At 42.9% G+C, this 22,883-nt stretch carries 24 protein-coding genes and 2 pseudogenes; 11 read left to right on the forward strand and 15 right to left on the reverse strand.

What is annotated here, in order from left to right:
- Positions 1-171: 171 nt before the first annotated feature.
- Entirely contained in the window at positions 172-615 is a 444-nt protein-coding gene (locus M1F26_RS09365) for a hypothetical protein (protein WP_036957705.1), read from the forward strand.
- A gap of 110 nt (positions 616-725) precedes the next feature.
- On the opposite strand, the gene hemB is transcribed toward M1F26_RS09365, so the two are convergent.
- Positions 726-1,703, reverse strand: a complete 978-nt coding sequence (hemB, locus tag M1F26_RS09370) for a porphobilinogen synthase (RefSeq protein ID WP_140172195.1) — start codon at positions 1,701-1,703, stop codon at positions 726-728.
- A 189-nt stretch (positions 1,704-1,892) separates the two neighbouring features.
- Positions 1,893-2,489, reverse strand: a complete 597-nt coding sequence (gene ribA / locus M1F26_RS09375) for a GTP cyclohydrolase II (RefSeq protein WP_094960627.1) — start codon at positions 2,487-2,489, stop codon at positions 1,893-1,895.
- Between the two features lie 213 nt (positions 2,490-2,702).
- Here ribA and M1F26_RS09380 point away from each other — a divergent pair, with 213 nt between their 5' ends.
- The 5 genes from M1F26_RS09380 (at position 2,703) to yciH (ending at position 6,160) form a co-directional block, all read left to right on the forward strand.
- Positions 2,703-3,425, forward strand: a complete 723-nt coding sequence (locus M1F26_RS09380) for a phosphatase PAP2 family protein (RefSeq protein ID WP_136135096.1) — start codon at positions 2,703-2,705, stop codon at positions 3,423-3,425.
- Between the two features lie 145 nt (positions 3,426-3,570).
- The gene (locus M1F26_RS09385) at positions 3,571-3,888 is read left to right on the forward strand and encodes a LapA family protein (protein WP_004254219.1); all 318 of its coding nucleotides are present in this window, start codon (positions 3,571-3,573) and stop codon (positions 3,886-3,888) included.
- 6 nt (positions 3,889-3,894) lie between these two features.
- Entirely contained in the window at positions 3,895-5,067 is a 1,173-nt protein-coding gene (gene lapB / locus M1F26_RS09390) for a lipopolysaccharide assembly protein LapB (protein WP_140172194.1), read from the forward strand.
- Positions 5,068-5,111: 44 nt separating this feature from the next.
- Complete coding sequence (pyrF, locus tag M1F26_RS09395; protein ID WP_112307124.1) at positions 5,112-5,837, forward strand: orotidine-5'-phosphate decarboxylase; 726 nt, start codon at positions 5,112-5,114, stop codon at positions 5,835-5,837.
- The gene (gene yciH / locus M1F26_RS09400) at positions 5,834-6,160 is read left to right on the forward strand and encodes a stress response translation initiation inhibitor YciH (RefSeq protein ID WP_110591748.1); all 327 of its coding nucleotides are present in this window, start codon (positions 5,834-5,836) and stop codon (positions 6,158-6,160) included. The genes pyrF and yciH overlap by 4 nt, the downstream gene beginning before the upstream one ends.
- A gap of 72 nt (positions 6,161-6,232) precedes the next feature.
- Here the strand turns inward: yciH and nadS are convergent, their stop codons facing one another.
- From nadS to M1F26_RS09460, 12 genes are all read right to left on the reverse strand, one after another.
- Complete coding sequence (nadS, locus tag M1F26_RS09405) at positions 6,233-6,517, reverse strand: NadS family protein (protein ID WP_096863771.1); 285 nt, start codon at positions 6,515-6,517, stop codon at positions 6,233-6,235.
- 1 nt (position 6,518) lies between these two features.
- A complete protein-coding gene (locus tag M1F26_RS09410) occupies positions 6,519-6,851 on the reverse strand; it encodes a type II toxin-antitoxin system RelE/ParE family toxin (protein ID WP_036957715.1) in 333 nt (110 codons plus the stop codon).
- 151 nt (positions 6,852-7,002) lie between these two features.
- Positions 7,003-7,221 carry an osmotically-inducible lipoprotein OsmB gene (osmB, locus tag M1F26_RS09415; protein WP_036957717.1) on the reverse strand — a complete coding sequence of 73 codons (219 nt, stop codon included), beginning with the start codon at positions 7,219-7,221 and terminating at the stop codon, positions 7,003-7,005.
- 201 nt (positions 7,222-7,422) lie between these two features.
- Complete coding sequence (locus M1F26_RS09420) at positions 7,423-9,366, reverse strand: exoribonuclease II (RefSeq protein WP_140172193.1); 1,944 nt, start codon at positions 9,364-9,366, stop codon at positions 7,423-7,425.
- 139 nt (positions 9,367-9,505) lie between these two features.
- Positions 9,506-10,147 (reverse strand): endonuclease III, encoded by a 642-nt coding sequence (nth, locus tag M1F26_RS09425; protein ID WP_004254236.1) that lies wholly within the window; start codon positions 10,145-10,147, stop codon positions 9,506-9,508.
- Between the two features lie 19 nt (positions 10,148-10,166).
- Positions 10,167-10,883: an electron transport complex subunit E gene (locus tag M1F26_RS09430; protein ID WP_140172192.1), complete on the reverse strand. Its 717-nt coding sequence runs from the start codon at positions 10,881-10,883 to the stop codon at positions 10,167-10,169.
- Entirely contained in the window at positions 10,883-11,512 is a 630-nt protein-coding gene (rsxG, locus tag M1F26_RS09435; RefSeq protein ID WP_140172191.1) for an electron transport complex subunit RsxG, read from the reverse strand. The genes M1F26_RS09430 and rsxG overlap by 1 nt, the downstream gene beginning before the upstream one ends.
- Positions 11,513-11,522: 10 nt before the next feature.
- Positions 11,523-12,608, reverse strand: a complete 1,086-nt coding sequence (rsxD, locus tag M1F26_RS09440; RefSeq protein ID WP_140172190.1) for an electron transport complex subunit RsxD — start codon at positions 12,606-12,608, stop codon at positions 11,523-11,525.
- An 11-nt stretch (positions 12,609-12,619) separates the two neighbouring features.
- On the reverse strand, positions 12,620-15,307 hold the full coding sequence (gene rsxC, locus M1F26_RS09445) for an electron transport complex subunit RsxC (protein ID WP_140172189.1): 2,688 nt from the start codon (positions 15,305-15,307) through the stop codon (positions 12,620-12,622).
- Positions 15,300-15,914 (reverse strand): electron transport complex subunit RsxB, encoded by a 615-nt coding sequence (rsxB, locus tag M1F26_RS09450; RefSeq protein WP_140172188.1) that lies wholly within the window; start codon positions 15,912-15,914, stop codon positions 15,300-15,302. Before rsxB ends, rsxC begins: the two co-directional genes overlap by 8 nt.
- Positions 15,914-16,495, reverse strand: a complete 582-nt coding sequence (gene rsxA / locus M1F26_RS09455; protein ID WP_004254254.1) for an electron transport complex subunit RsxA — start codon at positions 16,493-16,495, stop codon at positions 15,914-15,916. The genes rsxB and rsxA overlap by 1 nt, the downstream gene beginning before the upstream one ends.
- Positions 16,496-16,579: 84 nt before the next feature.
- Positions 16,580-17,020 (reverse strand): DUF2569 domain-containing protein, encoded by a 441-nt coding sequence (locus M1F26_RS09460; protein ID WP_140172187.1) that lies wholly within the window; start codon positions 17,018-17,020, stop codon positions 16,580-16,582.
- Between the two features lie 128 nt (positions 17,021-17,148).
- Between M1F26_RS09460 and M1F26_RS09465 the strand changes: the two genes are divergently transcribed.
- Together M1F26_RS09465 and M1F26_RS09470 are read left to right on the forward strand one after the other, a co-directional pair.
- A complete protein-coding gene (locus tag M1F26_RS09465; protein WP_140172186.1) occupies positions 17,149-18,192 on the forward strand; it encodes an oxidoreductase in 1,044 nt (347 codons plus the stop codon).
- A gap of 60 nt (positions 18,193-18,252) precedes the next feature.
- On the forward strand, positions 18,253-19,230 hold the full coding sequence (locus M1F26_RS09470; protein ID WP_112307120.1) for a bile acid:sodium symporter family protein: 978 nt from the start codon (positions 18,253-18,255) through the stop codon (positions 19,228-19,230).
- 157 nt (positions 19,231-19,387) lie between these two features.
- On the opposite strand, the pseudogene M1F26_RS09475 reads toward M1F26_RS09470, so the two are convergent.
- Positions 19,388-19,681, reverse strand: a pseudogene (locus M1F26_RS09475) (Tn3 family transposase); the annotation flags it as partial.
- A gap of 145 nt (positions 19,682-19,826) precedes the next feature.
- Between M1F26_RS09475 and M1F26_RS09480 the strand changes: the two are divergent.
- From M1F26_RS09480 to M1F26_RS09490, 3 genes and pseudogenes are all read left to right on the forward strand, one after another.
- Positions 19,827-21,053 (forward strand): annotated as a pseudogene (locus M1F26_RS09480) (DegT/DnrJ/EryC1/StrS family aminotransferase).
- Positions 21,037-21,870 (forward strand): HAD-IIB family hydrolase, encoded by an 834-nt coding sequence (locus M1F26_RS09485; protein ID WP_140172185.1) that lies wholly within the window; start codon positions 21,037-21,039, stop codon positions 21,868-21,870. Before M1F26_RS09480 ends, M1F26_RS09485 begins: the two are co-directional and overlap by 17 nt.
- Positions 21,867-22,883: a Gfo/Idh/MocA family protein gene (locus tag M1F26_RS09490; RefSeq protein WP_140172184.1), complete on the forward strand. Its 1,017-nt coding sequence runs from the start codon at positions 21,867-21,869 to the stop codon at positions 22,881-22,883. Before M1F26_RS09485 ends, M1F26_RS09490 begins: the two co-directional genes overlap by 4 nt.

A 22,883-nucleotide genomic window follows, 5' to 3' on the forward strand; every position in this document is an offset into this window, starting at 1 on the left:
GGTGTTAAATAGACGGTAAATTAAAGGAGAAAATAGTCGCAACTAGGCTAAATGAAAATAGGGTGAAGTTCGCCATAAATAAGTTTCTTTGTGCAAAATAATTGAATGTAATAGCTTCAACATGGGGCACCATGTGACTAGCTTATCGAAAACACTATTAAGGAAATGAGTATGGCAGATATCAATGAAACCGATTTCTATAAAGGGGCATTGTGGGCAGCAGATATCTTATTAACCACATCCCATTTTGATGGTGCGAACGAAGAGGTTCGTGACATTTTGGAGCACATACCTAACTTATATTCTATTGTGATGAGAACACCTGAAACGGAAGTCCATGATTTGCGTTTATATGCAGACAAAGAATTTCCACTCGGCTTAAATGCAGATTATACCGCCATTACCATTGCGCCATTACAAGACTACTTTGATATTCTGCCGATGCCCGATCAAAACCCTGAAAGTATTACGGTTGAAGTTGATTACTGGGGAGTGGTTGCAACGACATCTGCGGGTAAACAAGATTTATTGATTGCTGGTTTAGCAACGGCAGAGCAAGCACAGCATTATGCGCAAACACTAACTCAACAGCTTGAATTGCAAAGAGCAAAATAGCCATTTGGTTGTTAATTGGTCGATTTAAGTATTATTATTCAACAAAAATGACAAAAACCCGCAATACTGTAATTTTATACAGTAGTGCGGGTTTCTTTAACTGAATGAGATTATAACGCGTTGGCTTCGGCTAATTGTAAAGCGAAATAAGTGAAAATAAGATCAGCACCTGCGCGTTTGATTGACCCCAGTGTTTCAAGAGCCACACGAGTTTCATCAATTGCACCCGCTTGAGCAGCAAATTTAATTTGTGCATATTCGCCACTGACTTGATAAGCACCGATAGGTAATTGGGTATGCTCACGTAAATCACGAATAATATCCAAATAAGCCCCAGCAGGTTTAATCATTAGCGCGTCAGCACCTTCACGTTCATCAATTAGTGATTCATGTAGTGCTTCACGGCGGTTCATTGGGTTCATCTGATACGTTTTTCTATCCCCTTTAAGGCATGAACCCGCTGCATCTCGGAATGGGCCATACAGTGCTGAAGCAAATTTTGTGGAGTAAGACATAATGGCGGTGTCTGTAAAACCAGCTTCATCAAGTGCATGACGAATTGCGGCAACTTGGCCATCCATTGCCGCAGAAGGGGCAATAAAATCAGCACCTGCACGTGCAGCGGCAACCGCTTGTAAACCTAGGTTATGGATGGTTGCATCGTTATCAACGATATGGCCGTGAATGACACCACAGTGACCATGGGAAGTGTATTCACAAAAACAGGTGTCAGACATCACTATCATTTCAGGGACGGTTTCTTTACAGATACGTGACATACGTGCCACTAAACCATTTTCTTGCCATGCATCACTACCATTATCATCAAGATGATGGGAAACCCCAAAGGTCATCACTGATTTTATTCCTGCATTTGCGATACGCTCAATTTCATAAGCAAGGCGTTTTTCAGGAATACGCATAACACCCGGCATGCTGTTGATTGGCATATAATCGTCGAGTTCTTCTTCAACAAAAATTGGCAAGCAAAGGTCATTAATAGAAAGGTGAGTTTCTTGGAATAAAGTGCGGAGTTTTTCAGTTTTACGCAATCTTCTCATGCGTTGAATGGAATGCAGGTTGTTCACAGTATCTCCTGGTAGTATGCGGAATAAACCTCAAAAACTCAGTTCATTCGTCAGGGTAATCAGATGGCTAACAGTATAAACCTTATGGAAAGAAAGTGAATATAGCCGTGGATAAATGGCACACTTTGAATGGTGATAATGAAATAGGAAAAATAAAGGGAAGAGCAGAACACTCTTCCTTTGCTGAGATCATTGGTGCTTAAATAGCATATGGCCCATTTTTTCTGCTTTAACGTCAAGATAATGTTCATTACTTGGGTTGCGGCCAACGATCAACGGAACACGTTCTACCACGTTAATTCCAGCTTCACGCATGATATCGATTTTTTTCGGGTTATTCGTCAATAAGCGGACTTCATTTATCCCCAATAACTTATACATATCAGAGCATAAGGTAAAATCACGCTCATCCGCTTTAAAGCCTAACTTAATGTTAGCTTCAACCGTATCTAAGCCTTGATCTTGCAATGCATAAGCTCGGATTTTATTCAGCAAGCCAATATTTCGGCCTTCTTGACGATGGTAAAGTAATACCCCTCGGCCTTCTTTACTAATCTGAGAGAGTGCGGCTTCTAATTGAAAACCACAATCGCAACGTAGACTAAATAACGCATCTCCTGTTAAACATTCGGAGTGGATCCGGCTGAGTACCGGTTCACTTCCTGAGATATCGCCAAAAATTAACGCTACATGATCACGACCGGTTGCGATTTCTTCAAAACCCACCATCAAAAATTCACCAAAAGGTGTAGGGAGCTTAGCTTCGGCAACGCGTTTTAGCTGCATATTTTCTTTCATTAGTTAAAGTAACTCTTGCTTAATTAATAACGTTTATCGATATAAAGTAGCTTAACTATAATACATCGATGCTATATGACGTTTAGCATATAGAGGTTGGTATTCTTTGCACACGACCAACGCTGTATTACTATAACAGAGTTAATAATAGGTGAATGGAATATTTGTATATTTAATAGAACTTTATTTGGAACACGTTGAATGAAAAAAACTGTTTTGGTCGTTTGTACTTTTGCATTGTTATTAATTATGCCTCCCATGGTGATGATAGTTACAGGGTGGCATTGGTCACCAGAAACCCAGTTTAACTCAATGAAATGGATACTCTGGCTGACAGACACTGCGGGAGCACCTTATAGTATTTTAACGTCTCTGTTATTTCTTGGCGCAGTTGCATTTATTTTTCGTTCAGAAAAAAAACAGCGACTGAAAATATTGCTTGTTCTTGTTGGTATTGTATTACTGCAGCAAGGTTTGAAGACGGCATTAAAAAGTACGTTTAAAGAGCCTCGCCCTTATGTGGAATGGCTGGCAACCGAATATCAAATTCCTTCATCAGACTTTTATGCGTTAAAACGTAGTGAACGAGCAAAATTAATTAAAGACACCGTCAAACAAGATGAATATATAGCGAAATGGCAGCGTAAACACTGGCAAGCAGAAACCGGATATTCTTTTCCTTCTGGTCATATGTTATTTGCGGCTGGCTGGGCATTGTTTTTAATTGCGCTTTTTTGGCAACAACGTTTATACGTTTTATCGATAGGGCTCGCTATTTGGGCTGAGGGTATTGCATTTAGTCGTATGTTGTTGGGCATGCATTGGCCTATTGATATAATTACTTCAGTGATCATCAGTGCGTGTTTTGCCTTATTTGGTTATTATATTTTGCGAGCATGGGGAATACTGAGTAAAACCGATTAATCTTTCATCAAGTTAACCATTATTAGGGGAGAACTGACTTAAATCTCTCATTGTATAAAATAAATTGCTTTGTCTGAATGCGTTGGAAATGCTACCTTAACAGGTAGATATTATTGGATGAATAGAACTGATAACGGGAATAAATGTGAAATATTTTCTGATTTTATTACTAGCGGTCGCTTTTTTTATTATTTCGATTACGCTAGGTTCAAGCAATGATCAGGTTATTACATTTAACTACCTGATTGCAAAAGGGGATTTTTCATTATCGACCCTTCTTGCATCACTTTTTGGTGTCGGTTTTGTGCTAGGTTGGCTAGTTTGTGCTGTGTTTTATTTACGAGTCATTGTTAGCCTGAAAAACGCACGTCGTAAAATTAGACGTTTAGAATCACAATTAGGTGCTGGAGAAAGTCATATTTCCGATTCAACCTCATTAGTGACGACTCAGAACAAGGAATAATCCTGTATGTTCGAGTTGCTGTTTCTGCTGCTACCAGTTGCTGCTGCTTACGGTTGGTACATGGGGCGCAGAAGTGCTCAACAAGATAAGCAACAACATGCGAATCGCTTGTCACGTGATTATGTGACAGGCGTTAACTTCCTATTGTCTAATCAACAAGATAAAGCTGTCGATTTATTCCTCGATATGCTAAAAAATGAAGATAGCTCTGCTTTTGAAGCACACCTCACGTTGGGAAATTTATTCCGTTCTCGTGGTGAAGTTGAACGCGCCATTCGTATTCACCAGTCGCTGGTGGAAAGTGCCGCTTTATCATTTGAACAACGCTTATTAGCAACTCAACAACTCGGTCGAGATTACATGGCTGCTGGGGTTTATGACCGAGCAGAAAACATGTTTCAACAATTGACGGATGAAGTCGATTTCAAACAAAGTGCCTTACAATCCCTGTTAAATATTTATCAATTAACCAGTGATTGGACAAAAGCTATTGAAACGGCAGGTAAACTGGTTAAATTAGGGCATACAGAGCTACGTGAGCAAGTTGCACACTTTTATTGTGAATTAGCGACTCAACAACTTGCTAGCGATGATCTCGAAGATGCACTGACCTTTTTAAATAAGGCAGAGCAAGCCGACAACCACTGCGCTCGGGTCTCAATTATGAAAGGGCGCTTGTTCATCGAACAAGGTAATTACGACAAAGCAATTCATGTCCTAAAACAAGTCTATGAGCAAGATAGAGAGCTCGTCGCTGAAACGCTACCTTTGCTGTTTGATTGCTACCAACATACTGGCCAAGCCGATGAGTGGGAAGATTACCTACGTCAGTGTGTTGCGGGTAACTCAGGGGCTATTGCAGAGCTTTATTTAGCGGATATTATTGTTGAAAAGCAAAATCACGAAGCCGCTGCAAATTATATTAATGACCAAATTCAACGTCATCCTACCATGCGTTTATTTTATCGTTTAATGGATTACCATCTTGAAGAAGCTGAAGATGGAAGGGCAAAAGAAAGTTTGATTTTGCTACGAAAAATGGTAGGGGAGCAAATTCGTACCAAACCCGATTATCGTTGCCATAAATGTGGGTTTACATCACGTGCATTATATTGGCATTGCCCATCTTGTCGCTCGTGGGACACGATTAAACCTATTCGTGGGCTAGATGGGCAGTGACAGCGTCACTTTTTAAATAATAACGACTCTTTAAAGGCTAAGAAATGATTTCCTCAACTGAGAACCACACACATTCACCAATTATTGTGGCACTTGACTATGAAAATGCTAATGAGGCTTTGGCTTTTGTGGATCGCATTGACCCACGTGATTGTCGCTTAAAAGTAGGCAAAGAAATGTTTACTTTTAATGGTCCTCAATTTGTTAAGTCACTCCATGATCGTGGTTTTGATGTTTTCTTAGATTTGAAGTTTCATGATATTCCAAATACTGTTGCTCGAGCGGTTGCAGCTGCGGCTGAAATGGGGGTATGGATGGTTAATGTTCATGCAAGTGGTGGTGCTCGTATGATGGAGGCGGCACGCCAATCTCTTGAGCCTTATGGTAAAGAGGCGCCATTACTCACAGCAGTAACCGTATTAACGAGTATGGATGAATCTGACCTCATTGGTGTTGGGATTAACCTGTCACCAGCTGCTCATGCAGAGCGTTTGGCCTTATTAACCAAACAATGCGGGCTAGATGGTGTTGTTTGCTCTGCTCATGAAGCCCAACGTTTAAAACAAATTTGTGGTGCCGATTTCAAATTAGTTACCCCAGGTATTCGCCCAACGGGAAGTGATGTTGGGGACCAACGCCGCATTATGACACCACAAGATGCAGTGAAGGCGGGTGTGGATTATATGGTGATTGGTCGTCCGATTACGCGTAGTGAAAACCCAACTGCCACATTACAACAAATCAATCAGTCTATTGAAGGTTTGCTATGAATGATTCAAATAGTCGTCTTGTTTACAGTACAGAAACAGGGCGTATTGCTGAAGATAAACCCAAAATTGAAAGGCCTAAAGGTGATGGTATTGTGCGGATCCGCCGTGAGACATCAGGCCGTAAAGGAAAAGGGGTTTGTGTTGTAACTGGTCTTGACCTTGAAGACAGCGAATTAGCTAAATTAGCGGCTGATCTTAAAAAGAAGTGTGGCTGTGGCGGAGCTGTCAAAGACGGTAACGTTGAAATTCAAGGCGATAAACGTGATGTTATCAAACAGTACCTTGAGGCGAAAGGTTTTCAAGTTAAGTTAGCTGGTGGCTGATAGGTTCGAAAATTTTACTGTTTGTCATGAGTGGCTACTTAGAAAGCCACTCATTTTATAACGAAGAAGTGGTTAAATTGCTGCTAACTCAGCAAATAAAGCTGGGTTACGTTTAATGGCGATGAGTATTTTAGCTGCTAGCCCTGTTGGGTTTCGTCGTTTAAGTTCCCAACTTTTAATTGTATCGAGGCTAGTTCCTAGTGCATGAGCTAATTCGCTTTGGGAAACATTCAGTTGCTCTCGAATAGCTTTGACATCAGTAATTTCGTAACGAGTAACATTAGCGGCTTTTTGATGGCCTTGTTTTATTTCAACAGCTTCTTCTAAAGAGGCTTTTAATTCGTTGAATATACTCATTTTATACCTCATTTTTTAGTAATTTCGTTAGTTTCTTTAATTCTGCTTTTTCTAAGTCATTTAGCGTATCTTTGACATTTTTTGGATAAGCCATTATAAAATAAATAATTTCTGCTGTAGCTAGGAAATAAATAACTCGTACACTTGCACTTTTTCCTTTATTACCAGTTGCCATCCTAATTTTACGAAGCCCACCTGTTCCTTGGATGATATCGCCTTTATCTGGCCATGCGATAAGTTCATTTTGTAATATCCTAAGTTCTTCTTGTGTGGCGATAGATTGGATTTGTTTGGTAAAAAAGCTGGTTTCAATAAATTCAATTGCGTGACTCACAGGGTTCCCTCCCTTTGTATTAATTGCAAGTGTACTTTGTACACTTTTTGCCGTCAATAGTTTAATAGATTATCGGATATAAAAAATAAAATAGCGTTCATACTGAACGCTATTTTAGATTAAGGAGAGCGACTAAAGGATATTATGAGATTTATTTGCCTACTTGGTGTCCAATAATTCCGCCAATAGCCGCACCACCTACGGTTCCTATGGAACTTCCGCCTGTCAATACAGCGCCACCAACAGCTCCTACACCGGCACCAATCGCTGTGTTTTTATCGCGTTTAGACATATTTGAACAGGCACTGACGCTGATAGCGACAGTAGCTATCACCATGAATGATAAAATACGTTTGCTTACTGTGTTCATTTTAATGACCCTTAATACAGATTTAACAGTTAACAAAATATCATGATAGGTAAATTTACGAATAAGAATAATCAGGAAAAAATATGGAAAAGTGTTTGCAGTTTAACGTTTAATGCGAATTTTAGGTTGTAAAAAAGTAGATAGAAAAATAAAAGACCATAGGTTTCAAACTATGGTCTTTAAAGAGTAGCAGAAAAGCTGTTATTCGGCTGGTCTAGCGACGATATTACGTGTTTCCATACGAACTTCATTAATGGTGACATTGATAATATCGTTAAGTTGGTAAGCTATTTCACCTTTAACAAGTACATTACCTGTTTCTTGGCTACATTGGATCTCATCACGAACACTATGAATAAAAGGCGCAGGAACAAAAGCTACAGCACCATTATCTACCAAACGGACTCTTACGCCACCGCGAGTGATATCAATAATTTCAGCTGGGAATTTGGTATCCGTACCTTCAAAAGGTTTTAAGTAACGAGAATAGAGCCAATCACCCACATCACGTTCAGCCATGCGGTTTGCACGACGACGTTCGGCTAACTTGATTGATAATTCTTCGGATGGCTTATTCGTTGAAGGTTTACCAGCAATAATAGATTTGATTAAACGGTGGTTGACGATATCGGTATATTTACGAATTGGTGAAGTCCAAGTCGCATAAGCTTCAAACCCTAAACCAAAATGCGGGCCGGGCTCAGCTTTGACTTCTGTGAAAGTTTGGTAACGGCGAATGCGGCTATCGAGGAATTGGGTCGGCTGTGCATCTAGTTGACGGCGTAGTTGGCGGAAGCCTTCTAGTGATAATAATGATTCAGCCGTTGTTTCAATGCCATTATCTTTAAGCGTTTGCACGACTTGGTCAATTTGTAGGGGTTCAAAGCCCATATGCACATTAAATACGCCAAATCCTAATTTTTCTTTCAGTACTGCGGCAGCACAGAGGTTAGAGGTGATCATGGCTTCTTCAACAATGCGATTAGAGCTGCGGCGACGTTCAGTCACGATATCAACCACAATTCCTTTGTCATCTAATACAAAGCGGTAATCAGGGCGATCTTTGAACACGAGTGCATTGTTTTCGCGCCATAGTAAACGCCTATCTGCCATTTCTTTAAGCAGCAAAATTTGTTGTTTGTCAGTGTCATTTTCTGGCTGCCAACTGCCTGTATTTTCAAGCCAATCAGAGACTTCGTCATAAACTAATTTAGATTTTGATTCGACCCAAGCGCTGAAAAACTCAATATTATCGTCAATGCGACCATCTTCTTTGATGAGTGCAATGCAGACTAAAGCAGGGCGACGTTCATTTGGGCGCAAAGAGCACAGGTCGTCAGATAATTTGCGCGGTAGCATTGGAATATTAAAACCCGGTAAATAGTTGGTGTAGCCACGGGCTAAAGCCAGTTTATCGAGTTCGCTACCTTCTGGTATATAGCTTGTTGGGTCAGCAATAGCGATATACAGTTTTAAGTCACCATTATCGGTTTTTTCAACATAGAGTGCGTCATCTATATCTTCAGTACTTGCATTGTCTATGGTCGTAAAGTGCAAGTGAGTTAAATCAACTCGTTCAATACCTTGGTCATCACGTTCGCTATCAACCATTTGCGGTTCATTACGATCTAATTGGTGACGGCGTAACGTTACCCACCATGGTGCAAAATGATCATCTCCGTCAGTGATAAACTCAGTAATTTCAGCGTAGAAGGTTTTATCGCCTTTTAATGGATGGCGTCGCATTTGTGCAACAACCCAATCATCTTGCTTAAACTCATGAGTAATGCCATTGATAGGACGGCAAGAAATCATATCCTTCAGTAATGGGTGATCGGGAATGACAAATAAACGGTTATCATTTTCTTTCTTTTGTATTTTCCCAACAAACCTATCTAAAAAAGGTTCTACCAGTTCTTCTGGTTCTGCAAATTCACGGTCTTTATCGGTATGAACCGCAGCAATAACACGATCACCATGCATGACCTTTTTCATTTGAGGAGGCGGAATGAAATAGCTTTTTTGGCCATCAACTTCGAGGAAGCCAAAGCCTTTTTCTGTACTTTTTACCAGCCCTTCGACGCGTGGGGTTTGGGCATGTAGTTTTTGTTTAAGCTGTGCGAGCAGTGGGTTGTCTTGGAACATACTTACCGTTTAATTAATATTGGGTTTGGCTCTATTGTTACGTAAGACAAAGTCTTAGAGCAAGGAAAAAATGCGTTACCGGCTAGATTCATGATTAAAAGTATCGTTTATCTATAACCTATTCAAAATAGTATCTTGGTCAATCTTCTGGATATATTTTATCTTTAAATTCGCATAAATCTTCGATAATACAAGAGCCACAGCGGGGTTTGCGGGCAATACAAGTATAACGTCCATGCAAAATAAACCAATGGTGACAATCTACTTTAAACTCTGCAGGTACAACTTTAAGGAGTTTGTCTTCAACTTCAACGACATTCTTACCAGGAGCAAAGTTAGTACGATTGCAGACACGGAAAATATGCGTGTCAACGGCGATAGTCGGCCAGCCAAATGCGGTATTAAGAACCACATTTGCCGTTTTGCGGCCAACACCCGGTAAAGCTTCTAAAGCCTCTCGGTTTTCAGGGACTTGGCTGTTGTGCTTTTCGATTAAAATTTGACAGGTTTTATAGACGCTTTCAGCTTTGGTATTAAATAAGCCAATGGTTTTAATGTACTCTTTTATTCCATCCACACCGAGTGCCATAATAGCTTCAGGCGTATTAGCTACAGGATATAGCTTTGCTGTCGCTTTATTGACACTCACGTCAGTAGCTTGAGCTGATAATAAAACGGCGATTAATAGCTCAAAAGGGGAGTTAAATTCTAACTCCGTTGTAGGGTGTGGGTTGTTATCCCGTAGACGAGTTAGAATTTCAATGCGTTTTGATTTATTCATTGCTCACAAAATATAGTTGTTAAGAAATATGGCTGCCGCAACCTTGCTGTTTTTCATATTCACGTTCTGGTTGAATACCAGATTGTCGTGCGGCTCTTTTTTTCATTTTTTCATCAATTAAGTATTTCGCAGCTAATAGTAGTGCTAGGCCAATGAAGGCACCAGGCGGTAGCATAGCGAGTAAAAATGGGGAATCAAGGTGTAACACTTCAATACGAAGGGAGGTAGCCCAAGAACCGAGTAACAAGTCAGCGCCATCAAATAAGGTCCCATTCCCTAAAACTTCACGAATTGCTCCTAGAACAAGCAAGGTCGCGGTTGCACCTAAGCCCATAGCAAACCCATCAAGGGCAGATAGCCCAACAGGATTACGAGATGCATAGGCTTCTGCGCGTCCAATCACAATGCAGTTGGTAACGATTAACGGAATAAAGATCCCGAGAGATTCATATAAACCAAAAGCATATGCGTTGATTAACATTTGTACCGCGCTAACAACAGAAGCAATAATCATCACATAAATAGGGATGCGAATTTCTGATGGCACCCAACGACGTAAAGCAGAAACGGCAACATTAGTACAAACTAAGACTAATGTGGTCGCTAAGCCTAGTCCTAATGCATTGGTTGCTGTTGATGACACAGCGAGCAGCGGACAAAGCCCTAATAATTGAACTAATGCAGAGTTGTTTTTCCACAAACCTTGCATTAATAAGTCTTTAGATGAATCGCTCATTATTCGTCCCCACAGCGTGGATAATTCGATAATTGTTGTGGAATTTGTTGCATAAATACCGCAGTACGTTTAGTGGCATTGACGACTGCTCTGGGTGTAATTGTTGCCCCAGTAAACTGATCAAATTCACCTCCATCTTTTTTAACTGCCCATTTAGGGTCATTATCAGAGGCTATTTTTTTACCACTAAAATAAGTAATCCAATCAGATATTCGTGTCTCAATTTTGTCACCAAGCCCAGGTGTTTCATGATGTTCTGTAACACGAGTTCCCAGTACTGTACCGTGAAAATCTGTACCGACTAATAAATGTATAGCGCCTGAGTAGCCGTCTAATGCTGTTGTTTCCAAGGCAGCAGCAACAGGTTCGCCATTTTTACGGGCTAGATACAAGCGCCTAGGTTGTTTATTACCCAGTATGGCCTCATTAGTGACTAAATAACACTCTTTTGCGAGGTCGTTATCGTATAAATCACTTGGTATCACTTGGTCGAGTAGTTTTTTCTGAACAATAGCAGCTTGCTCAGCAATAGTCTCTTTCGTTAACGTGTACACAGCAGCACTAAGCGCAGTGGTTCCTGCTGCAAAGATGGCTAACGTTACCCCATGGCGTCTCATCGTGTTCAACATACGGTTATCCTTACTTATGTCCATGACCGTACGCACGAGGCTGCGTATAGTAATCAATTAATGGAACAGTAATATTGGCGAGTAACACGGCAAAAGCAACAGCGTCAGGGTAACCACCGTATACACGGATCACCCAAACAAGAAAACCGATAATCACACCAAAAATAATCCGTCCCTTAGGCGTTGTCGATGCGGTGACAGGGTCAGTGGCAATAAAAAATGCCCCTAGCATAGTGGCACCAGACAATAAATGAACCCATGGCGACGCATGTTGGCTATCATCAATTAAATAACTAACAATAGATAAAACTGCCAATGTACCTAAGAACGAAACCGGAATATGCCAGCTAATAATACGGCGCTGTAATAAGAACAAACCACCCACTAAATAGCCAATATTCACCCATTGCCAACCAATTCCCGCTAAGGAACCTTGTAAAATAGGTTGCTGTAATACTTCAGAAATAGAATGAGTCAGTAGGCCCGTTTTAAAGCTATCAAGCGGAGTCGCTTGGCTCATGCCATCAATGCCTGTACGTAATTGCTCGAGGGTAATACCTGTTGGAGTATGGCCATTGAGAATAATAGATAGGCTATCAAGTGCAGAAATCGACATATTTTGTAATTCATGCGGAGGTAGCCAGTTTGTCATGTGAACAGGGAATGATATTAGCAAAACGACATAACCCACCATCGCAGGGTTAAAAGGGTTTTGCCCCAATCCACCATAACATTGCTTAGCAATCGTAATAGCAAAAAATGTCCCTAATACGATCATCCACCAAGGTGAGAGCGGAGGTAGGCTGATAGCTAATAATAATGCGGTCACAATGGCGGAATTATCTTTTAGTACAGGAACCACAGGTTGTTGGCGTAAACGAATAGAAACTGCTTCTGTGATAACCGCTGTTAGCACCGCTAAAATAATTTGGTATAAGGTGCCAACGCCAAAGAAATAAACTTGAGCAGCAATACCCGGTATTGCTGCTAAAAGTACCCAAAGCATCACTAAACTGGTGCTTTGATTGTTATGAGTAAATGGTGCGCTAGCAATTTTTAAACGGCGATTTTTCGCATCAATTGGCCTAAATTTCATCTCGTTATCACTTACTCTGTAGTCGTTTGTTCATGTTGTTTTTGTGCTTGCTTTGCTTTTACTCGCGCGATCGCAGCGGCAACGGCAACTTTTCGAGGGTCGGTTTCCTCTTCAATGGGTTGTTCAGCGGCGGGTGTAAGCTCTTCTTGTGCGAGTTGTTCTGCTTGAGCTGCTTTTTTGGCTTTCGCTCGTGCAATGGCGGCCGCGACAGCCGCTTTGCGTGGGTCAACCTCTGCATCAGTGACGGTGTCAGCGACTGGCTCAGTTGCAGGTTGCTCTTGAGCCGCTTTTTTGGCCTTCGCTCGTGCAATGGCGGCAGCGACAGCTGCTTTGCGTGGGTCAACCTCAGCGTCAGTGACCGTTTCAGCAACTGGCTCAGTTGCAGATTGCGCTTGTGCGGCTTTTTTGGCCTTCGCTCGTGCAATGGCGGCCGCGACAGCTGCTTTGCGTGGGTCAACCTCTGCATCAGTGACGGTGTCAGCGACTGGCTCAGTTGCAGGTTGCTCTTGAGCCGCTTTTTTGGCCTTCGCTCGTGCAATGGCGGCCGCGACAGCCGCTTTACGTGGGTCAACCTCAGCGTCAGTGACCGTTTCAGCAACTGGCTCAGTTGCAGATTGCGCTTGTGCGGCTTTTTTGGCCTTCGCTCGTGCAATGGCGGCCGCGACAGCTGCTTTGCGTGGGTCAACCTCTGCATCAGTGACCGTGTCAGCGACTGGCTCAGTTGCAGGTTGCTCTTGAGCCGCTTTTTTGGCCTTCGCTCGTGCAATGGCGGCAGCGACAGCTGCTTTGCGTGGGTCAACCTCAGCGTCAGTGACCGTTTCAGCAACTGGCTCAGTTGCAGATTGCGCTTGTGCGGCTTTTTTGGCCTTCGCTCGTGCAATGGCAGCTGCGACAGCCGCTTTGCGCGGGTCAACCTCAGCATCAGTGACGGTGTCAGCGACTGGCTCAGTTGCAGGTTGTTCTTGTGCGGCTTTTTTGGCCTTCGCTCGTGCAATGGCAGCTGCCACAGCGGTTTTGCGAGGATCATCCGTGGCCTCTATATCAGTAGGTTCTACTGGTGTATTGGCCAGTTTTTCCGCCTGTTTAGCACGTGCTTGTGCTTTACGGGCTTCGCGAGCAGCAATCACAGCACTATTGTCTGGTAATTCACCGGAAACAATCTTAATTGGTTCGGTTGTCGCACTTTGTTTGGCTTTAACCCGGGCTAAAGCTGCATTAACGGCATCTTTATCAGCGCTATCTACCTGTACAGCAGCTTTTTTATGACGTTCTTCCCTCGCTTGCTTATCACGTTCCATACGCAACTGTTTTGCTTCAAAACGTAATTTTGCTTCAGCAGCACGGCGCTCTTCTTGAGCTATTTCACGAATTTCTGCTTTTTCTTGACGATAATATTGCACTAGCGGAATATTACTTGGGCACACATAAGCACATGCACCACACTCTATGCAGTCAAATAAATTATGTTTTTGCGCTTTTTCGTGTTCATCCCCTTTACTGAACCAGTAAAGTTGCTGAGGAAGTAACCCGGCTGGGCAGGCATCGACACACAACCCACAACGAATACACGCTTCTTCTAGTGCTTTAGGTCCCATTTCTTCCATTGTGGGAACCAGTAAACAGTTACAAATTTTTACGACAGGGACATTCAGGTCGGGTAGGGTAAAGCCCATTAAAGGCCCCCCCATAATCACCATTTGTTCTGGTCCAGGGTTAAAACCTGATTGCTGTAATAGATGTTTAACGGGGGTGCCTAAACGCGCCCAAAAATTACCCGGTTTACTGATGGCTTCACCAGTAACGGTTACCACACGCTCAATCAATGGCTGGCCATCAACAACCGCGCGTTTAATGGCGACGACAGTACCGACGTTTTGCATCAACACACCAATTTGTGACGAACGCGCACCGGATGGCACTTCTTTTCCCGTCAAAATTTTTGTCAGCTGTTTGGCACCACCTGATGGGTATTTTGTTGGTATAACTCGGATGAATATTTGTTTGTCTTGCGAGGTGACAGCATCTTTTAGGGCACGGATAGCCTCGGGTTTATTGTCTTCAATACCAATTAATACTTGGTCTGGGGTTAATAAATGCTGTAAAACACGACAGCCTTCAATAACTTCCTGTGCATGTTCTTGCATTAACCTATCATCAGCTGTGATATAAGGCTCACATTCAGCTGCATTAATGATTAATGTTTTAATCGCATCTTGACCACCGGCCAATTTTGATGCGGTTGGGAAACCTGCACCACCGAGGCCGGCTATCCCAGCTTGTTCAATTTTTTGCAGTAATTCAGCACGGGTTAGTTGAATGTAATTAGGCTCTGGGGACAAAGTACACCATATATCATGGCCATCGGCTGCAATACGCACACACAATTCTTTTAAGCCTGAAGGGTGTGCCGTTACCATAGGTTCAATTGCAGTGATCACCCCTGAAGTTGATGCATGAACAGGTACAGTACGCCCAAGCCCTTTAGTCAATGGCTGGCCTTTTAATATGGAGTCGCCAACCTGAACAATTAGCTCTCCCTCAGGGCCCAAATGTTGTTGTAATGGGATAATCAGCTCATTGGGCACTGATGCAATACGCATCGGTGTTTGGCTAGATTGTAGCTTCATTTCAGGCGGATGGATCCCACCTTTAAAATCCCAAATATTATCTTTTTTCAACCAATTAAAGAGCTTAAGCATGAGTTTCACCTCTTGCTTTAGTGACAAGCTGTTCATTGGGTTCAACACTAATATTTTTTACTGGGATAGTGTTTAAATCCCATTTCCAATTGGCTGTAGTCGTTTTCACAGGAACAAGCTCAATACAATCTGTAGGACAAGGGGCGACGCATAAGTCGCAGCCTGTGCACAAGTCTTCAATCACAGTATGCATGGCGCGGGTTGCACCAACAATGGCATCAACAGGGCAAGCTTGAATGCATTTAGTACAACCAATGCAGTTTTCTTCGTCGATAATAGCCACTTTACGAGCGGGGTTTTGCGCGGCTTCATCGCCATCAATCGGCTGAGGGTCGACATTAAGCAACTCAGCGATTTTTAGCATGACTTGCTCGCCACCAGGGGCGCATTTGTTGATCATTTCCCCATTATTTGCAACCGCTTCGGCGTAAGGGCGGCAGCCAGGATAACTGCATTGACCGCACTGGCTTTGAGGCAATATTGCTTCAACTTGTTCGACAATAGGGTCTGCTTCAACTTTAAAGCGTAATGAGGCGTAACCTAACATCAGCCCAAATATCAGGCCAAAAACGGCTAATATACCGATAGCAATCCATACAGACATCATTAGAATTTCACCAAACCACTAAAGCCCATAAACGCGAGAGACATTAAGCCAGCTGTAATTAACCCAATTGATGATCCTTTAAATGGAGCAGGAACATTGGCAACAGCTAAACGTTCGCGAATAGCGGCAAATAAAACCATTACTAATGAGAAACCCACAGCAGCGCCAAAACCGTACACGGCAGACTGCATAAAAGTATGAGACATATTAATATTTAATAAGGCAACACCAAGAACCGCACAGTTGGTGGTAATTAAAGGTAGAAAAATACCGAGTAAACGGTAAAGCGTTGGGCTCGTTTTCCTGACCACCATTTCAGTAAACTGTACAACAACAGCAATCGCTAAAATAAAGCTTAGCGTCCGCAGATAGACAAGGTCGAGAGGAATAAGGACAAGTGTGTCAATCAACCAAGAACTGATTGACGCTAATGTCATAACAAACGTCGTTGCTAAGCCCATTCCAATGGCCGGTTCGAGTTTTTTTGAGACGCCCATAAAAGGGCATAAGCCAAGGAATTTAACGAGAACGAAGTTGTTAACCAGCACTGTTCCAACAAAGAGTAATAGATAATCAGTCATGCTATTGCCTGAAATGAAAAAAGAACAAAAACTGGCTGAAGCCAGTTAAACTATCATTATGATATCAAGCAATTTATGTGATGCTTATCGATCTTGTGTGAAAGTCATTTTCACACGTTGAGAGCGTTTTAGATAAGGGACAAAGAAACCCGCGCCAATTAAAGGCCATGCTAAGACCTGCAAAGCGGTTTCATCGTCAATAGGTGAAAATGCGAAGGTTTTTATACCTAATAATAACAAAATGAGTAGCCAAATAATAAAACGGCGGGGGAAATGCTTTGAGCGGGAAAACATCAGTTGCAGTACATGAATACTGAAAATAGTCATCCCAACAGCGATGGCAAATGACAGATACCAAGCGGCAGGAATAAAACTTGTCCAACGATCAACAGTCGTGACAATCTCATAAAGTTTAATGCAATACATAACAGTCATACTGCAAACAGCTAAAAAGGTTAATAACAAATAGATCGCTGGAACTAATAGCCAGCCAGTGATGCGGTTAGCGTCATAAACTGAAGTCATAATTAATCAAACCCATTTTGGCAAATTCGCTGGACAATCTACAATCCTATCATAGATTTATTTGCCATTTCATTCCTTCTGATGGTACTTTTTATCTCTACCTGAGTTTATCGTTGTATGAGGTCTAAATGTCTAAACCAATTAAAGTCGCGATCATCGGATATGGCTATGCCAGTAAAACATTTCATGCTCCCTTCCTTGGTATTTTAGAAGGGTATGATTTAACAACGATTTCTAGCAGTGACCCGAGTAAGGTTAAGGCAGATTGGCCAAATATTCATGTTGCCGCCTCTCCGGAAGCTGTTTTTGCTGATAAAGATATCGAACTAGTCGTTATTCCTACGCCTAATGATACTCACTTTCCTCTTGCTCAAGCGGCATTAGCAGCAGGGAAGCACGTCGTTGTCGATAAACCATTTACATTAGATGTCTCACAAGCAGAACAATTAAAACAACAAGCGGAGCAAGCAGGAAAATTACTGTCGGTTTATCATAACCGCCGATGGGATTCAGGTTTTTTAACAGTTAAAAAAATATTAGAAGAAGGTAAGCTAGGCGATATTAAATATTATGAATCACATTTTGACCGTTATCGTCCGCTAGTTAGGCAACGTTGGCGTGAAGCTGATATTCCTGGAGCAGGTATTTGGTACGACTTAGGGCCGCACTTGTTGGATCAAGTCCTGCAGTATTTTGGTAGGCCTTTAGGGATCAGCGTTGATCTTGCTATGATCCGCCCTAATGCACAGGCAGTGGATTACTTTCATGCCGTTTTGCAATATGCAGATAAGAAGGTTGTATTACATGCAACAACATTAGCTGCTGCACCAACACCGATATATGTTATTCATGGAATGAATGGTAGTTATGTTAAATATGGTTTAGATCCCCAAGAAGACTGTTTAAAAGCTGGCCAACGACCAGAAGGGGCTGATTGGGGAGTTGATACCAATATGGGGAGCGTGACGTTGTCACAAGGTGATGAGCTTATAACACAATCGTGGCCAAACCAACGCGGTAATTATGGTGGTTATTATCAAGGGATATATGATGAGATTCGCCATGGTAAACCAAACCCTGTCACACCGAGTGAAGCAATAGATATTATGAAGCTTATTGAAGCAGGTATACGTTCGGCAAAAGAAAAACGCACAATCGAAGCAATATTTTAACGTCATTAACGCACACTATAAGGCCAGTTAACATAACTGGCTTTTATTATGGATAATCGAATGAATTTGCTAGCTAAACTGAGAATCGACCCATTTTTACTTATCATGATTGGCGTTGTCATTCTAGCCAGCCTTTTTCCTTGTGAAGGCGATATAAAAACGGGGTTTCAATATTTAACTACTGCTGCAATTGCATTATTGTTCTTTATGCATGGGGCTAAGTTATCTCGTGAATCAATAATGGCAGGGATAGGGCATTGGCGTCTCCACCTCTTGGTTTTTGCGAGTACATTTATTGTATTTCCTATCGTAGGCTTAGGGCTTGCGGTGATTGTACCTAAATGGATGTCACCTACCGTATATATGGGCTTTTTATATCTGTGTGCTTTACCTGCGACCGTACAGTCAGCAATTGCTTTCACTTCGGTGGCCGGGGGAAATATTGCCGCGGCTATTTGTAGTGCATCAGCGTCAAGCATTCTTGGGGTTTTTCTTTCACCAATCTTAGTTGGTTTATTGATGGATGCTGATGGCAGCCAAGCCATGGATACGCTCAATGCAATAGGGTCTATTTTAATGCAATTGATGCTGCCATTTGTTGTGGGGCATTTGTCTCGACCATTGATTGCCAATTGGATAAACCGGAATAGAAAATTAGTTAATATGACTGACCGGTCTTCGATATTATTGGTTGTTTATGTGGCATTTAGTGAAGCGGTTGTCGAGGGGATTTGGCAGAAAATAGACGCATTATCACTCTTTATGATTGTGGTTGTCACTTGCGTTATTTTATTTATTATCATTGTATTCAATACATTGGCTGCACGGTTGCTAGGTTTTAGCAAAGAAGATGAGATTACTATCGTGTTTTGTGGCTCGAAAAAGAGCCTAGCTAACGGAGTCCCAATGGCGAACGTCTTGTTTCCTGCTGCGACAGTAGGGGTCATCTTATTGCCACTGATGATTTTCCATCAAATACAACTTATGGTCAGTGCTGTACTTGCACAGCGTTATGCTAAACGATTATCGACCAAATAAGCACAAATATTGAGGGGATTAGTAACAACCCCTCATGTTTTTTGCTGTTTATTTATAAGGGGACTTATTTAGTTACAACATACAATAGAGCTTTATAATTGATACATTAACAACAGTGTTTATAGGGGTTTGAGGGCCAATGGAACGAAAACGTACGTTAAGGAGATAATTCATTGTTTAAATTGAAATTTAATGTTCTCAGTTCCCCCTTCAAAATATCCTCCGGTAGCGTGAACGTATAATGCCCCAGCATATTGATATGCCCGTGCATCAGTGGGGATAACCGGGTGATATCTTCACCACCGGTTTCTTCTCCATTACTGCGCATCCAGCTCAGGGCTTCCTGCATATAAAGTGTGTTCCACAGTACCACTGCGTTAGTGACCAGGCCCAGAGCACCAAGCTGATCTTCCTGACCTTCACGATAGCGCTTTCTAATCTCCCCACTCTGATACAGTTTCTGCATATTGCTAAGGCGGTAAGTAGCCCCATCAATTATGTAACATAATTGTGATCATCTTCGCTTATTTGTGACTCCGGCGTGAAAATATCGATTTTCTATGTTTTATTTTCTCTGACATTAAATGGAGGTATTTATGGAAGATGTCAGCGTTTTGAATGAAACGATTTTCAGTGTATCAACGGAAAATGAACTGCAGGAACGATTTAAAGATATATACCAAAGTATTAATAATGAAAGTGAATATGATGATTCAGGTTCAGTCTCATTTTTGCCACTTTCAAGGCTGAACTCCCGTTCTGAACGGGCAGAAGCAAAGGACATCATTTCAGTTGTGATTGAAAGCGGATGTTTTACCAGTGGCCCCTATATCGGAGAAGTAGAAGAAACATTAAGAATATTTTATGGTGCTCATACCTGTATTGCCACCAGTAGCGGCACCGATGCGTTAAAAATAGCCCTTAAATCTGTTGGTGTAGGACCCGGTGATGAGGTCATTGTTCCTCTGAACTCCTTTGCTGCTACGGAAAATGCAGTGATGGCCGTGGGGGCCGTTCCGGTCTTCGCTAATATCGACAGTTCTTTCAATATGCTTCCGGATGAAGTGGAGCGCCTCAGAACTACAAGAACTAAGGCTGTGTTACCGGTCTGTCTTTATGGCTCATGCATGTATATTGATGCCATTCACCGAATTGCCCGCAAAGCCGACATTCCTGTTATCGTGGATGCAGCCCAGTGCTTTGGTATCAGGTCACTCATCGGTCACTGTGATCTGCTGACGTTGAGTTTTAATCCGTTCAAGAATATTGGTTCTTTTGGTAAGTCCGGTGCAGTGCTGACCCGCTCTCCTTAGCTGGCACGTCTGGCGAGGCAATATTCCTATCACGGATTTGCTGAAGGTAAAAAGAATATTAAAGCTCAGGACTGGGGATTAAACAGCCGTATGGATAACCTGCAGGCTGCCACGCTTAGTGTCAAACTTCGCCACTTTGAGAATAATGCCAGAAAACGCTGCCTGCTTGCAGCTCGTTACCATCTGTTACTGGCAGACCTGTCACATAAAATGACACTTCCGTCAGATATCCTTCAGAATACATGGCATCTTTTCCCGGTTCTGCTCTGCCAGGGCGAGCGTGATTCTCTCTTCGCCTTTGCGCGTGAAAGGGGTGTGGAGTTAGATATTTATTATCCCGTCCTTTCACATCGCGGAGAACATCCGCTGGCTACCGGATATTCCCGTCGGGAGCAGTTCAGTGCTTCTGAAAGAATACATTCTGCATTATTCCATCTGCCACTGCATAACCATATGTCGTTCCAGGAGCAGAACATTATTACCGGGGTATTGCATGACTATTTTAAATAAAGACTGGCCGGTTGAATTTCCGCTCCCGACAGTAATTCGCACGATAGTGTGCTGTGACCTTGATGAAACTTATATTCCTTCGGACACCGAAAAAAAGGCACTGGGAGGGGTTGAACTGCTGGAGTCCTATATTACATCCCATGCAGAAGAAAAGGGCATTCTCGCTGGCTGGATCACAGGCACAAATCTGGATTCGGCCTGGCGAAAATCCAGGGACTATATTTCGCGAAGCCCTCACTTTATCTGCTGCAGTCTCGGCACCGAATTTTACTGGATCAAAAATGGCAGGCTTAAACCCTCAGAAACCTGGGCAGAGCGGATACGCCGTTCAGGCTACAGCCTTCAGAACGTCAACATCCTGGTCAGGATCCTGATGGGAAAAGGGATGCCACTGCAGAGACAACCGGAGGATTATCAGGGCCCCTTTAAAGTGAGCTATTACTACCCTGAGGGAGCTTCGATGGCCGTCGATTTTGCCACCATCCAGGCTCTGGCTGACGAACGAGGAATTCGTGTCGTTTTTACCCGCTGTAACCCGGCGGCAGGAGATCCCCCTGACTGTTATGACGTTGAATTTATCCCCCTCTGTTGTGGTAAGGATCAGGCAGTGTCTTTTCTGATGGAGGAAACCGCGCTGCCGAAAGAAGCCATTATTGCCTTTGGTGACAGTGCGAATGATTTTGCCATGTTTGCACAGGCCGGAAGAGGCTATCTGGTGGGGAATGCGGACCCGTTCGCGATCAGACAGTATGGCAGCAGCCTGAACGCTGCTTACTGCCACGGGATACTTAACGTACTTAAGGAGCTACAGGGATGATCATCGGAATTGTAGGCTGTGGGGGGATTGCCCGCGCCCATGTCAGTGCACTTTGTCTGAATCCGCTGGTCACCGGACTGGCCCTGTACGATGTGAGTGCAGATAACGTGCAGCTGCTCAGCGAAATCAGCACCGTGCCGGTGATATGCTGCCAGGATCTGAAGCAGCTTGCCGGAGTCAGTGAGGGTTTCGTTATTTGCACACCAAACCATCTCCACGTCAGCGTGGCAGAGGAAGTACTTCGGTACAAACAGCTCCCTTTTGTGTGTGAAAAGCCCCTCTCAACGGATCTGAACTCAGCACAGTATCTTCAGGAAATTGCCCCACAAGGCAGTATCGTGTCTTTTAACTACCGGTATAACCGTGTTATCGACACGATGATGCGTCTTAGAAATAAGAGGGATTTAGGTGAACTGCATTTCTTCTCAGCAGAGTTTAATAAAAATTCTGCACTGACCCGCCATCACCTGACCTGGCGTGACTCTGCACGGCAGAGCAAAAGCAGCGGAGCACTGGGCGACTTATCCTGTCATCTGCTTGATTTATTTTGTTTTATAGGGGAAAGCCCGGTTGTGGTTGATGGGATCAGGACGGTGAAGGGTACGCGCGTGGGTGCAAAATCAGATGGCCGGGTTGAAGTGGATGATAACGGCTATGTGATGGGCAGCTCAGAGAAAGGGGCTTATTTCAGAATTCATGCCAGTAAATCGGAAACAGGGCAGGATCTGGGGCTGCATATGCAGCTCGTGTTTGAAAAGGGTGAAATCAGATATTCAACTCATCATGAAAACAGTCTGCTCCTGGTCCTGTTTAATGAGACGGACGCGGAAACCGTGGGCTTCGACGGCCAAAAGCGTTTACCCGATCCACCACGGGAGCTTCCGTTCTGGTCTGATTCGTTTATTCACCTTCATGACGACTGGTGTGCCCTTATTAAATATGGCCACGCAGCCCCGAAGCTGGCGGATCTGTCATCCGGCCTTCATATACAGGAAATAATTGAGGCATTCTGA

Origin of the sequence: Providencia sp. PROV048 (genome assembly GCF_033688165.1) — a bacterium.
Classification (GTDB): Bacteria; Pseudomonadota; Gammaproteobacteria; order Enterobacterales; family Enterobacteriaceae; genus Providencia; species Providencia hangzhouensis.